The 12,826-nt window shown below is 38.0% G+C and carries 11 protein-coding genes and 1 riboswitch; of the genes, 10 read left to right on the top strand and 1 reads right to left on the bottom strand.

Going from position 1 to position 12,826, the window contains the following annotated elements:
• The first annotated feature begins 309 nt into the window (after positions 1 to 309).
• The 9 genes from LDX58_RS09805 (at position 310) to LDX58_RS09845 (ending at position 10,512) form a co-directional block, all read left to right on the top strand.
• The gene (locus LDX58_RS09805) at positions 310 to 2,016 is read left to right on the top strand and encodes a long-chain-fatty-acid--CoA ligase (RefSeq protein ID WP_227936655.1); all 1,707 of its coding nucleotides are present in this window, start codon (positions 310 to 312) and stop codon (positions 2,014 to 2,016) included.
• Positions 2,017 to 2,552: 536 nt separating this feature from the next.
• A complete protein-coding gene (locus LDX58_RS09810; RefSeq protein ID WP_227936656.1) occupies positions 2,553 to 2,972 on the top strand; it encodes an AMP-binding protein in 420 nt (139 codons plus the stop codon).
• Between the two features lie 83 nt (positions 2,973 to 3,055).
• Entirely contained in the window at positions 3,056 to 3,640 is a 585-nt protein-coding gene (fadR, locus tag LDX58_RS09815; protein WP_227936657.1) for a fatty acid metabolism transcriptional regulator FadR, read from the top strand.
• 24 nt (positions 3,641 to 3,664) lie between these two features.
• Positions 3,665 to 4,441 carry an enoyl-CoA hydratase gene (locus LDX58_RS09820; RefSeq protein WP_227936658.1) on the top strand — a complete coding sequence of 259 codons (777 nt, stop codon included), beginning with the start codon at positions 3,665 to 3,667 and terminating at the stop codon, positions 4,439 to 4,441.
• 22 nt (positions 4,442 to 4,463) lie between these two features.
• Positions 4,464 to 5,234, top strand: coding sequence for an electron transfer flavoprotein subunit beta/FixA family protein (locus tag LDX58_RS09825; protein WP_227936659.1), 771 nt, complete (start codon positions 4,464 to 4,466; stop codon positions 5,232 to 5,234).
• 15 nt (positions 5,235 to 5,249) lie between these two features.
• Complete coding sequence (locus LDX58_RS09830; protein ID WP_227936660.1) at positions 5,250 to 6,227, top strand: electron transfer flavoprotein subunit alpha/FixB family protein; 978 nt, start codon at positions 5,250 to 5,252, stop codon at positions 6,225 to 6,227.
• A gap of 343 nt (positions 6,228 to 6,570) precedes the next feature.
• Positions 6,571 to 6,885 carry a thioredoxin gene (trxA, locus tag LDX58_RS09835; protein ID WP_227936661.1) on the top strand — a complete coding sequence of 105 codons (315 nt, stop codon included), beginning with the start codon at positions 6,571 to 6,573 and terminating at the stop codon, positions 6,883 to 6,885.
• 217 nt (positions 6,886 to 7,102) lie between these two features.
• The gene (uvrC, locus tag LDX58_RS09840) at positions 7,103 to 8,875 is read left to right on the top strand and encodes an excinuclease ABC subunit UvrC (protein ID WP_227936662.1); all 1,773 of its coding nucleotides are present in this window, start codon (positions 7,103 to 7,105) and stop codon (positions 8,873 to 8,875) included.
• An 89-nt stretch (positions 8,876 to 8,964) separates the two neighbouring features.
• Positions 8,965 to 9,153, top strand: a riboswitch (Lysine riboswitch).
• Between the two features lie 120 nt (positions 9,154 to 9,273).
• Positions 9,274 to 10,512: an aspartate kinase gene (locus LDX58_RS09845; RefSeq protein WP_227936663.1), complete on the top strand. Its 1,239-nt coding sequence runs from the start codon at positions 9,274 to 9,276 to the stop codon at positions 10,510 to 10,512.
• Between the two features lie 113 nt (positions 10,513 to 10,625).
• Here LDX58_RS09845 and LDX58_RS09850 read toward each other — a convergent pair whose 3' ends face one another.
• Positions 10,626 to 11,021: a YslB family protein gene (locus LDX58_RS09850; protein ID WP_227936664.1), complete on the bottom strand. Its 396-nt coding sequence runs from the start codon at positions 11,019 to 11,021 to the stop codon at positions 10,626 to 10,628.
• A 456-nt stretch (positions 11,022 to 11,477) separates the two neighbouring features.
• Here LDX58_RS09850 and LDX58_RS09855 point away from each other — a divergent pair, with 456 nt between their 5' ends.
• Positions 11,478 to 12,824 carry a TrkH family potassium uptake protein gene (locus LDX58_RS09855; protein WP_227936665.1) on the top strand — a complete coding sequence of 449 codons (1,347 nt, stop codon included), beginning with the start codon at positions 11,478 to 11,480 and terminating at the stop codon, positions 12,822 to 12,824.
• Positions 12,825 to 12,826: the final 2 nt, after the last annotated feature.

Here is a 12,826-nt window from a genome sequence, read left to right on the forward strand (position 1 = left end):
ATGAAAATACTATATGTAGCATGCGGAGCGTTTATATTAGCTGGAATTATTTTCATGATTTTTTATGCACCGTGAGAACGAGAAATTAAAGCTGCTGGGGGCAATCCTATACAGCTTTTTTTTATTCGTAATAATGGGTTTTAGTGTAATCAAAAATTAATTTGAAAATGGGTTAATCAACTTCTTTAAAAAAAGTTCATAAAAAAGTCAAAAAGTGATTCAGATATGTAATCGTTAACAATACAATGGAAGTAGTAAGACTGATTTAAGAGAAAGGAGTAAGAACAAAATGGTAAGGAGGAGATAGTCATGACAACGGTTGAGAAGATTTGGTTAGACAGTTATCCTGAGGAAGTTCCCCATTCTATTGACTACGATGAGAGGTGTTTACATGATTACTTAAAGCTATCAGCCGAAAAGTATTCGAGTAATATAGCCCTTCATTTCTTAGGTAAGGAAATGTCATACACAGAATTGTATGAGCAAGCGAAACAATTTGCTAATCAATTGCAATCCCTTGGAGTAAAAAAGGGTGATCGCGTTGCAATCATGCTGGCAAACTGTCCACAAGGTGTCATTAGTTATTATGGTGCACTTATGATTGGTGCTGTTGTTGTCCAGACAAACCCTCTCTATGTGGAGAGAGAGTTAGAGCATCAATTAATTGATTCAGGAGCTAAGGTCATTATTTGTCTCGACCTCGTATTTTCCAGAGTTGAAAAAGTACGTTCAAAAACCAATCTAGAACATGTCATTGTTACAAGTATTAAAGACTATCTACCATTCCCTAAAAATTTGCTCTACCCTTTCGTACAGAAGAAAACATCAGGCATTAAAATAGATGTGGAATACAATCACAATACATTTGCATTCAAACCATTTTTAAAATCAGGAAAATCAGATGAAGTGCTTATAGAGATGGATCCGATTAAGGATTTAGCTCTTCTGCAATATACAGGTGGTACAACAGGTCCAGCGAAAGGAGTCATGCTTACACATCAAAATCTGGTTGTCAACACGATGCAATGCATTCATTGGACCTATAAGATAGCACCAGGAAAAGAAAAGGGCTTGGCCGTTCTGCCTTTCTTTCATGTATATGGAATGACAGTCAGCATGAATTTTGGCGTTATGAATGGCCATACAACCGTTATCTTACCTAAATTCGAAACAAAAGACGTTTTAAAAACGATTGAGAAACAAAAAATTAATTTGTTTCCTGGAGCACCAACGATGTACGTCGCTTTAATTAACGATCCTACCATAAAGGATTATGACCTTTCATCGATAAAAGCTTGTTTAAGTGGGGCTGCGCCACTCCCTTTAGAAATCCAACAGAAGTTTGAACAACTAACGGGTGGTAAGCTTGTTGAAGGATATGGTTTAACGGAAACATCTCCGGTTGCGATCGCGACACCCATTTGGGGGAAACGTAAAACAGGAAGTATAGGCATTCCATGGCCAGATACAGAAGTGGCTGTCATTTCAGCTGAAACGGGTGAATCCGTTGATAAAGGAGAAGTGGGTGAAATTGCCATTAGAGGTCCTCAAGTGATGAAAGGATATTGGAATCGTCCGGAAGAAACGGCAAAAGTATTTAACGGTGATTGGTTCATAACAGGGGATATGGGTTATATGGATGACGAAGGATATTTCTACATTGTAGATCGGAAGAAAGATTTGATTATTGCTGGTGGTTTTAACATTTATCCACGAGAAATTGAGGAAGTTTTATATGAACATGAGGCAGTTCAAGAAGCAGTTATTATTGGTGTTCCTGATGAATATCGAGGAGAGACGGTTAAAGCTTTTGTTGTCTTAAAAGAAGGTAAAACGTTAACAGAAAAAGAATTAAATGAATTCTGTCGTAAGCATTTAGCTGCCTTTAAGGTACCGAGGCTTTATGAGTTCCGTGAAGAGCTACCTAAAACTCTTGTTGGCAAAATTCTCCGACGAGTTCTTGTAGAAGAAGAAAAAGAGAAACTCAAGTCACAAGAGAAAGTTAGCAACGAGTAAAGAAAAGATAGAAAATAACAAAGCATTTAATTCAGGGGAGTTCTTTTTAATAGGAAACGCTAGGGGTGGCGATATTCCTTTAGCGTTTTTTTTGAAGTGAGTAAATTTTGAATCAGAATTCAAGCAATGTGAAAGTAAATAATTGATTATTCAAGGAAGGGCTATAGTTGCTGCTTTAGTTACTATTTAGAACCTACTATAGTAAAGCCTTTAAAGATGTAGCGGCTACTCATTGCAGATTGTTCAAAAGTACAAAACCATTCTTGTTTAATCTCTCAAAGAAAAAAATAAACAAACGCTGCATTAAATTCACCTCATTTTAAATGGTTAATACTAATATTTTAGAAAGAATTATAAAAAAGTTTCAACTATCTATTTAAAATGAATGAACATTCATCACAATAGAGAAGAGTAGGATGAAGCTTTGGAAGGAAAGGAGATTAGGAGGCTGTTTTACATAATAACTGTATCTGAAAAAATGGCTTGATCGTTACGATAAAGAAATACCAGCTTCAATTGATTATCCAAAGCAAGCATTGCATGAGTTAGTTGAAGAAGTCGTTGAACGTTATCCTAATCATGTAGCACTTGAATTTTTAGGAAAGTCACTAACATACAAGGAATTTGCGCAGTCAGTAAGACAATTTGCTAATCATTTGCAAACATTAGGATTAGACAAGGGAGATCGGGTTGCGATTATGCTTCCCAATTGTCGACAAGGAGTCATTACGCACTTTGCAACATTAATGGCAGGCGGTGTTGACGTTCAGACAAATCCCCTATATGTCGAAAGAGAGCTTGAACATCAGTTAGCAATTGAGCATATTATTATAAGCGTTATTAAAGATTGTCTACCATTCCCGAAAAATGTAATTCACCCGTTTTTTCAGAAAAAGAACACGGGATTATCTTTTGATGTGACTTTTAATGAATGGTTAACATCATCAATTAAATAGAAGAAATGGTTGACAGTCACAATCTTTTTCACTACAATAAGAGTGATGAATGAGTAATCATTCACTTCAAAGGAGAGACGACAGTGGGAAAGAAAAAAGGACCTAAATACAACCAGATCATCGATGCTGCCGTTAAAGTGATTGCTAGTCATGGTTATCATCAAGCGCAAGTTTCTAAAATTGCAAAAGAAGCTGGTGTAGCTGATGGTACAATCTATTTATATTTTGAAAATAAAGAAGATATCTTAACCTCATTATTTGAGGAGAAGATGGGCCATTTTGTTGAGATCATCCGTGAACGTCTTATTTCAGAGACTTCGATTGAAGAAAAACTTTTAATTTTAGTGAAAATGCACTTTGAACAACTTCAAGCTGATAAGAATCTAGCGATTGTCACACAGCTCGAGCTGCGACAATCAAATACCGTTTTGCGATTAAAGATTAATGGTATTTTTAAAAACTACTTAGTTTTGTTAGAGGAATTACTAACAGAAGGAAAAGCAGCAGGTTATTTCACTGCTGAACTAGATAACCGTTTAGCTCGTCAAATGGTCTTTGGTACATTAGATGAGGTCGTAACAAATTGGGTAATGAAGGATTGTAAATATGATCTAATTGCTTCAGCTAAGCCTATTCACAACATGTTACTTCGTGCATTTCGCGCTTAGTTTGGATGCAAAGGAGTGAAGTAAATGGATTATGTCCAAGTAGTTGTAAAAGAAAAAGTAGCCACCATTACGTTCAATCGTCCTCCTGCTAATGCTCTTTCAAAGAGTGTTCTTTCAGAGCTTGAACACATATTAACAGAGCTCGAAAGCAATGAAGATGTCCATGTTCTATTGCTTCATGGAGAAGGACGATTCTTTGCTGCAGGTGCTGATATCAAGGAGTTTACTGAAGCAAAAGATGGGGTAGAGTTTGCTCGAATTGCTAGGAATGGACAGGGAGTATTCAGAAGAATGGAAGATTTCCCTAAGCCGATTATTGTAGCGATTCACGGTGCTGCACTTGGTGGTGGATTGGAGCTTGCCATGTCCTGCCATATTAGGCTTGCGACTAAAGATGCAAAATTAGGATTGCCTGAACTATCTTTAGGACTTATTCCGGGTTTTGCAGGCAGCCAACGTCTACCACGTTTTGTAGGTACGGCTAAAGCGGCTGAAATGATGTTGACGAGTGATCCAATATCTGGGTCTGAAGCTAAAGAACTAGGGCTAGTAAACTCTACTTTTGCTTCAGAAACAGAACTATTAGAAGAATCTCTTATACTAGCTAAAAAAATAGCAACAAAGAGTATGGTTTCAGTAAAAAGAACGCTTGAATTACTTCGCTATAGTCGAAATCCACAGCAAGAAATTGGATCAAGCCGCGAAGCTGAGCTGTTTGGAGAAGTCTTTGATTCCGCTGATGGAAAAGAAGGAATCCATGCATTTATAGAGAAACGCTCACCGAACTTTCAAAACAAATAATAAATTGTAGGAGGGAAAAGACATGAATATTTTTGTTATGATGAAACGTACGTTTGATACTGAGGAAAAGATATCCATTAGTGGTGGTCAAATCGATGATAGTGGAGCTGAATTTATTATTAATCCCTACGACGAGTATGCGATTGAAGAAGCCATTGTGCTTCGCGATGAGCATGGTGGAGAAGTAACCGTCGTCACGGTTGGGGAGGAAGAAGCAGAAAAAGAGCTGCGTACGGCACTTGCAATGGGAGCGGACAAAGCGGTTCTTATAGATAGTGAGGAAGTCGATGACTTAGATCAATTCACGACAGCCACTCTACTTGCAGCTTACTTGAAAGATCAACAAGTGGACATTATTTTAGGAGGAAACGTGGCCGTTGATGGAGGATCAGGTCAAGTAGGACCTCGTGTAGCAGAACTTTTAAATATCGCTCAAGTTACAACGATTACGAAATTAACGGTTACAGACGGTAAAGCAACGATTGTTCGTGACGTAGAGGGTGATGAAGAAACAGTGGAAGTAGCTCTTCCTTTTCTTGTGACAGCCCAACAAGGATTGAACGAACCGCGTTATCCTTCTTTACCAGGTATCATGAAAGCAAAGAAAAAGCCATTAGAGAAGCTTGATCTAGATGATCTCGACTTAGATGAAGATGAAGTGGAAGCAAAAACAACGACCGTAGAAATATTCCTACCGCCAGCAAAACAAGCAGGAAAAGTGCTTGAAGGTGATCCAGCCACTCAGGTAAAAGAGCTTGTATCATTACTTAAGTCTGAAGCTAAAGTCATTTAAATAGGAGGGGTAATCATGGCGAAAAAAGTATTAGTCATCGGTGAAGTGCGAGATGGAGAATTACGTAATGTATCATATGAAGCAATTGCAGCAGGAAAAAAGGTTGCTGACGGTGGAGAAGTGGTAGGAGTTCTTCTAGGTGAAAATGTAAGCGGTTTAGCAGATTCGTTGATTCAATATGGTGCAGACCGTGTTGTGATAGTGAACCATACGGATCTTAAATCCTATACGACAGATGCGTACCAACAAGCCCTTTTACAAGTGTTTGATGTAGAAAATCCTGAAGGGGTAATACTTGGACACACAGCCATGGGGAAAGATGTATCGCCTCGTCTAGCTATGAAGTTAAATGCTGGTTTAATTTCAGATGCTATTGCAATTGATGTAGTTGGAGGAGAGCCAGTATTCACACGTCCTATCTATTCCGGTAAAGCTTTTGAGAAAAAGAAAGTGAATGAAGGTGTTGTATTAGCAACGATTCGACCAAATAACATTCCAGCACTAGAACAAGATTCCGAACGTAGTGGTGACGTCTCCTCTGTAACAGTTGATATCAAGGATCTACGAACGACCATTCGTGATGTTGTTCGTAAAGCAACAGGTGGAGTTGACCTTTCTGAAGCAAATGTCATCGTAGCAGGCGGTCGCGGAGTGAAAAGTCAAGAAGGTTTCAAACCTCTTCAAGAACTTGCCGATTTATTAGGTGGTGCTGTCGGAGCTTCTCGCGGAGCATGTGACGCAGAATATTGTGATTATGGTCTGCAAATTGGTCAAACAGGTAAAGTCGTCACACCAGATCTTTATTTCGCGGTTGGGATTTCAGGTGCGATCCAACATTTAGCAGGAATGTCTAACTCAAAAGTAATCGTTGCGATCAATAAAGACCCAGAAGCACCAATTTTTGAAGTAGCAGATTACGGCATTGTTGGTGATTTGTTTGAAATTGTGCCAATCCTAACTGAAGAGTTAAAGAGTGCTTTAATTTCTAACTAAACGATATAAAGAAGTAATGCTATTGAGAGGCTACTGAAAAAGCCTCTTTTAGCAGATTCGAGGAAGTAGCAATGGCTCAACACGTTGCGAGCCTGCTGATTGAGAACCCCACTAATAGCAGGCTTTAAAACTGACCTATTCAGTAGCCTCGTTATTGGTGGTTTCTTTTTTTTTTGCAAGTGAATCTTATAGGTTGGCTAAAAAGTATAAAGAGTCCCTTTATCTGTGTGTACCGTTTTAAAAGAAGGATACAATAAAATACGAGCAACAGATTCGCCAGCAGTGGAAGTGTTTGGTATAATCAAATTGAATCAAACTTGTAAAGATCTAAGGAGGTTTTTTAATGGCAATTGTAAATGTAACAGATCAAACATTCGAAACTGAAACAAGTCAAGGTGTCGTTCTTGCAGATTTCTGGGCACCATGGTGCGGACCTTGTAAGATGATTGCACCTGTTCTTGAGGAACTTGATTCTGAAATGGGCGATAAAGTAAAAATTGCTAAGCTTGATGTCGATGAAAACCAAGAAACAGCTGGTAAATACAGCGTAATGAGCATCCCAACACTTCTTATTTTCAAAGACGGAGAAGTAGTAGATCAAGTGGTTGGATTCAAACCAAAAGAAGCATTAGCTGAATTGCTTAATAAGCATCTATAAGGTAGTGTTTTTTATGCCCGCTTTCTTTTTTTTAGAAAGCGGTTTTTTTGTTTTTCTAGGGGACAGCATGTTATTGTGTTTAGGATAATCGCGAGTCAAGAAAATAATGATCTCCCGTGTGAAAAAAATCGCAAAAGCTTAATCCAACTTTTTCTAAGAAGATCTTGCTTGCTTTTCTCTCCAATCTCGCAAACAATAGAGGGTGAGGTGGAGTACGATGAGTCAAATTAAAGAAAAACTTATGTTTCTGCCTGATCAACCAGGCTGTTATTTAATGAAGGATCGTCAGGATACAATCATATATGTTGGAAAAGCGAAGGTATTAAAAAATCGCGTTCGTTCTTATTTTACTGGTTCTCATGATGGCAAAACACAAAGACTTGTGAGTGAGATAGTTGATTTCGAATATATTGTTACATCATCCAATATTGAAGCCTTAATTTTAGAGATGAATTTAATTAAGAAACATGATCCGAAATATAATGTGATGCTAAAGGATGATAAATCTTATCCTTATCTAAAATTAACAAATGAGGAACATCCGAGGTTGATCACGACTCGGCAAGTAAAAAAAGACGGTGGGAAATATTTTGGGCCTTATCCGAATGCGGGAGCTGCAACTGAGACGAAAAAGCTGTTGGATCGCTTGTATCCGTTAAGGAAATGTCGAACGCTACCTGATAAAGTCTGTCTTTATTATCACATAGGTCAGTGTCTAGCTCCATGTGTTGCTGAGGTTACAAAAGAAGAGAATCAAGCAATGGTACAAGATATAACGAAATTTTTGCGTTCAGGCCAAGATGAGATTAAAGAAAAGTTAACGGATAAAATGATGAAAGCGGCCGAAGAAATGGATTTTGAACGTGCCAAAGAAATTCGCGATACATTGCAGCATATGGATACAGTCATGCAAAAACAAAAGATGATGGTTAGTGATTTTGTTGATCGAGATGTGTTTGGGTTTTCCTATGATAAAGGCTGGATGTGTGTTCAAGTCTTTTTTATTCGTCAAGGTAAACTAATTGAAAGAGACGTTTCTATTTTTCCTTTTTATAAGGAAGCCCATGAAGATTTAATGACATTCATTGGTCAGTTTTATTTGAAAAAGGAACATATAAAACCAACGGAAATTCTACTTCCTGAAACAGTGGACCGAGAAATGATTGAACAGTTATTAGAAGTGAAAACACATCATCCAAAACGAGGAAAGAAAAAGGAGTTACTCGACCTTGCTAATCAAAACGCGGCTGTTGCTTTAAAGGAAAAATTCTCACTGATTGAAAGGGACGAGGAAAGGACCATTAAAGCAATTGAACGACTTGGAGAAGCGATGGCGATTGCAACGCCTTACCGGATTGAAGCATTTGATAACTCTAATATTCAAGGTACCGATCCTGTTTCAGCAATGGTGTCTTTTGTAGATGGTAAGCCAAGTCGAAAAGATTATCGTAAATACAAAATAAAAACAATTGATGGACCCGATGATTATGGTTCTATGCGAGAAGTTATCCGTCGTCGGTACGTACGACTGTTAAAAGAATCTTTACCTTTACCTGATTTAATTGTGATTGATGGTGGGAAAGGTCAAATCGCAGTTGCCCAAGAAATAATAGTTGACGAACTTGGCTTAACAATACCGGTATGTGGAGTGGCTAAAGATGAAAAGCACCGGACCTCTCAGCTATTGATGGGAGATCCGCCAATTGTCGTTCCACTTAAAAGGGACAGCCATGAATTCTACTTGCTGCAACGGATTCAAGACGAAGTCCATCGTTTTGCTATTACCTTTCATCGCCAAACTCGTTCAAAAACGTTTTTTAAGTCTGCTCTTGATGACATACCTGGCGTTGGGGAAAAACGAAAGCGTCAATTGTTAAAGCACTTTGGATCTGTAAAAAAAATGAAAGAAGCAACAGTTGATGATTTTAAACAATTATCGATACCAGAGAAAGTGGCCGAGACCATTGTTGAGACATTAAAATTGAAGTAAGCAAACAGCTTACGCTGATTTTATACTTGCTTCTTTTTCTAACCTTTGCTAGAATATAAATCAATTGAATATGCCGCACTTCAAATGAAGTGATTGGTAGAGGAGCGAAAACCAATAGTACACTTTCTAAGGTTAATGAGAACCGTTTGAAGAAAGTCGAAAGGGGAATTCGCCGAAGTGCAAGGAACACTCATTTTCCTTGTGCTGGACCTATGTTTAATAAGCATAGGGCTGTCACATACCTACACCCAAGTGGTATGTGGAGAACTATCTCACGTGAGAAACAGGGAACAGTGTGGTACCGGACTGGTATGACAAGCAACAGTGAGGGGTTTTCCTTTATTGTTGCTTTTTTGCGTTCCATCATCGCCGTGAGTATATGGAGAGGATGAAAGAAAATGGTAAGGATTGTACAGAAATATGGCGGGACATCGGTTGGATGCGTTGAACGAATTAAACATGTAGCAAATCGAATTAAGCGTTCAAAGGAAGAAGGTCATGATCTTATCATTGTTGTTTCGGCAATGGGAAAGTCCACGGATGAACTAGTTAGCTTAGCTGAAGATCTCACCGATACACCAAGCAAAAGAGAAATGGATATGTTGCTTTCAACAGGAGAACAAGTTACGATTTCTCTGTTAACAATGGCCCTTCAAGAGATTGGCATTCAAGCGATCTCGCTTACAGGCTGGCAAGCAGGAATAAAAACAGAAGCGAGCCATGGGAATGCACGAATTACGGATATCAAAACGAAGCGAATTGAAGAAGAACTCTCGCAAGGAAAAGTGGTTATTGTTGCAGGTTTCCAAGGAATTAGTGGAAGTGATATTACAACTTTAGGTCGTGGAGGATCAGACACGACAGCCGTTGCTTTAGCAGTTGCGCTAAAGGCTGGCCGTTGTGATATTTACACAGATGTAACAGGCGTTTACACAACAGATCCGCGCTATGTAAAGAAAGCTCGTAAGCTCCATTCAATTTCTTATGATGAGATGCTTGAAATGGCTAATCTTGGAGCGGGTGTGTTACATCCACGAGCTGTTGAATTTGCAAAAAATTATGATGTACCCCTAATGGTAGCATCTAGTATAGAAGATGTAGTAGGAACAATGATCGAGGAGGAAGTCACAATGGAACAAAACTTAGTAGTACGGGGAATAGCTTTTGAAAATGATGTAACTAAGATAACGATTAAAGGCTTACCTAATCAATTGAACACATTATCAAAGCTATTTACGGCATTGTCTGAAAATCAAGTGAATGTCGATATTATAATCCAGAACCAATATGATGACGAGCACGTCAATATATCTTTTTCAATCACTCAATCTTCCCTGAAAGAAACGCTAGCTGTATTACAAGGGCAACAAGAAGAACTACAATTCACCGATATTTATTTTGAAGAAGATCTTGCGAAAGTTTCGATTGTAGGATCCGGTATGGTTTCTAATCCAGGTGTTGCCGCTCAAATGTTTGCGGTTCTAGCTGAAAATGAGGTTTTTATCAAAATGGTCAGTACATCAGAAATTAAAGTGTCTGTTGTAGTGGAAGAGGCGGATATGGTGTTAGCAGTTGAAATGTTGCATAATGCGTTTCAACTTGCAGAGGAGGTAGAAGAAGAAGTAAAAGTTATATAAGAAGGATGCTAACTTATCGCCTGCCCCTAATGATAGGGTAGGCGATAAGTGTTATTTCAAGATAAGAAAATATAAAAATGTGAGTGGTGAAAAAAAGACCGCTATGCGGTTTCTTACCTAGTAAGATCTTTTCTATCAAGTTCCACTATAAATTGTATGACTTCTTTTTTTACTGTATATGTACTCCCTGTAACACAGTTATACCAAATCTCTAGTTGTTGAGCCAAAAAGCCTGCTTCTAACTGATAACAACGTGTATCCTGTTTATCCATCCATGGACCAGAGAGTTCAAAAACTTGAACTTGTTTCTTGTCTTTTATTTGAGCAAGTGTTCCCCAATTCGCATCTTCAAAAAATTGAAAAAGTTCCTCTATTGTAGCTACTGCGTATTTACGTGCTAGAGATTTTCCAATCCAATAAAGTATCGAATCATGTTCCTTACCTAGGACATCTTTTAGAACATCATTACGAATTAAATCGTAACCAAATTGTTTCGTCTGTCTTTCCATGGATTATATCTCTCCCTTGTGAACCCATTCCAAATCCTACGAAAAAAATATTTCAGTACTTTTGATCATAAACGAAGTTGTATAGACGTACAAGCGAAAAAAGAACCGCTTTTTGAAGATAAGAGTCCTATCTTGTCATTGTTTACTGGATGCTATTACAAGTTGTAAACCGACGTATTAATCTTAGCATTGCTAGCATATAACGGATCCTTCGCAGCTGTTCTATTAGTTTGTTCAATTCGCTTAATATCATTTTATTATTTAACATCCTACAGATCGTAGGTGTGCAAAGTTTCTAAGTCTCTAGGAAGCGATAAAGTGCAAAAAGATGTACCTGTTATTCTTTATAAAAACCAGTATATATTGAGCCCGATAAGTAAAAAAATATTGCATCTTCTAGCCTCGACTTATATGAAGTGGTATACTTAAGCGCGAATGAACACGGAGGTATTTTTTATGAAATCAGGGCTGAATCAATTCCTTTCTCCATTTAGAATAATTATTATTTCTTACGTCGTTGCAATGGTTTTATTTAGTTTTCTTTTATATTTACCCATTTCCCATCAACCAGGGGTGAAGGTGACTTATACAGAAGCGCTATTCACTTCTGTAAGTGCAGTAAGTGTAACAGGGTTATCGGTTGTTAATGTACCAGAAACATATAGTTATATCGGTATTATTTTTTTGGCGTTAGCGATACAACTTGGCGGAATCGGGATTATGACGATGGGGACGTTTGTATGGATGTTATTTGGACGCAAAATTAATTTTGCCCAACGAATGTTGATCATGGTCGATCAAAATCAAAATACGTTTTCCGGTCTTGTCAATCTTATGAGAGGCATATTATTTGTTGCTCTTATCATCGAATTTATTGGAGCCCTTATTTTAGGTACATATTTTATTAGATATTTTGATACGGTTGGCGAGGCTTACTATCAAGGGGCATTTGCTTCACTCAGTGCTTTTACGAATGCTGGGTTTGATGTGACTGGTCAATCGCTCATCCCGTTTGCAAATGACTATTACGTTCAGTTTGTCGTAATTTTACTCATTTTTGCTGGGGCAATCGGCTTTCCAGTTCTTTTAGAATTAAGGGAATATTTTTCAAAGAAAAATCCTAATTTTAAATTTAGTTTATTCACGAAAATAACAACAGTCACGTATTTTGCTGTGTTCTTTGTTGGTGTTATTGGAATCTGGGCACTTGAAACGGGGCATTATTATGTTGGTTTAGATTGGCATCAGCAGTTGTTTTATTCGATTTTTAATTCGGCTACTTCTAGAAGTGGTGGACTCTCTATCATGGATGTTTCTGATTTAAACAGCGCAACACTTCTGTTTATTTCGGCTCTGATGATTATAGGCGCAAGTCCTTCAAGTGTGGGGGGGGGAATTCGAACGACGACCGTCGCGGTTATGTTCTTAACGATCCGTAGCTTCGCACTCGGGAAAGATGACGTCAAAGTTTTTGGTCGAGAAATTCATCCTGAAGATCGTACAAAGGCTTTTATTGTCCTTTCTGTCTTTGTCGTAATGCTGTTTGCAGCGGTTACATTAATTGTTGCATTTGAAGGAGGCGATGTTAATTTAATTGCGATTGTATTTGAAACGGCCTCTGCGTTTGGAACATGTGGACTTTCAATGGGGATTACAGCCGATTTAACATTCGCCAGTCAGTTTGTGTTAATGATCCTTATGTTTATTGGACGTGTCGGTTTAATTGCCTTCTTATTCTCAATTAGAAAAAGAGAAACCAAAGCTCATTTTAGATATCCAACAGAACGAATTATAATTGGATAAAT

It is taken from the genome of Alkalihalobacillus deserti, assembly GCF_020734105.1.
Lineage (GTDB): Bacteria > Bacillota > Bacilli > Bacillales > Bacillaceae_D > Halalkalibacter > Halalkalibacter deserti.

What these genes read in the sequence shown, in the direction of transcription:
- LDX58_RS09805 (WP_227936655.1), top strand. Translation starts at nt 310, where the DNA reads ATGACAACGGTTGAGAAGATTTGGTTAGACAGTTATCCTGAGGAAGTT.
- LDX58_RS09820 (WP_227936658.1), top strand. Translation starts at nt 3,665, where the DNA reads ATGGATTATGTCCAAGTAGTTGTAAAAGAAAAAGTAGCCACCATTACG.
- LDX58_RS09825 (WP_227936659.1), top strand. Translation starts at nt 4,464, where the DNA reads ATGAATATTTTTGTTATGATGAAACGTACGTTTGATACTGAGGAAAAG.
- LDX58_RS09830 (WP_227936660.1), top strand. Translation starts at nt 5,250, where the DNA reads ATGGCGAAAAAAGTATTAGTCATCGGTGAAGTGCGAGATGGAGAATTA.
- trxA (WP_227936661.1), top strand. Translation starts at nt 6,571, where the DNA reads ATGGCAATTGTAAATGTAACAGATCAAACATTCGAAACTGAAACAAGT.
- uvrC (WP_227936662.1), top strand. Translation starts at nt 7,103, where the DNA reads ATGAGTCAAATTAAAGAAAAACTTATGTTTCTGCCTGATCAACCAGGC.
- LDX58_RS09845 (WP_227936663.1), top strand. Translation starts at nt 9,274, where the DNA reads ATGGTAAGGATTGTACAGAAATATGGCGGGACATCGGTTGGATGCGTT.
- LDX58_RS09850 (WP_227936664.1), bottom strand. Translation starts at nt 11,021, where the DNA reads ATGGAAAGACAGACGAAACAATTTGGTTACGATTTAATTCGTAATGAT.
- LDX58_RS09855 (WP_227936665.1), top strand. Translation starts at nt 11,478, where the DNA reads ATGAAATCAGGGCTGAATCAATTCCTTTCTCCATTTAGAATAATTATT.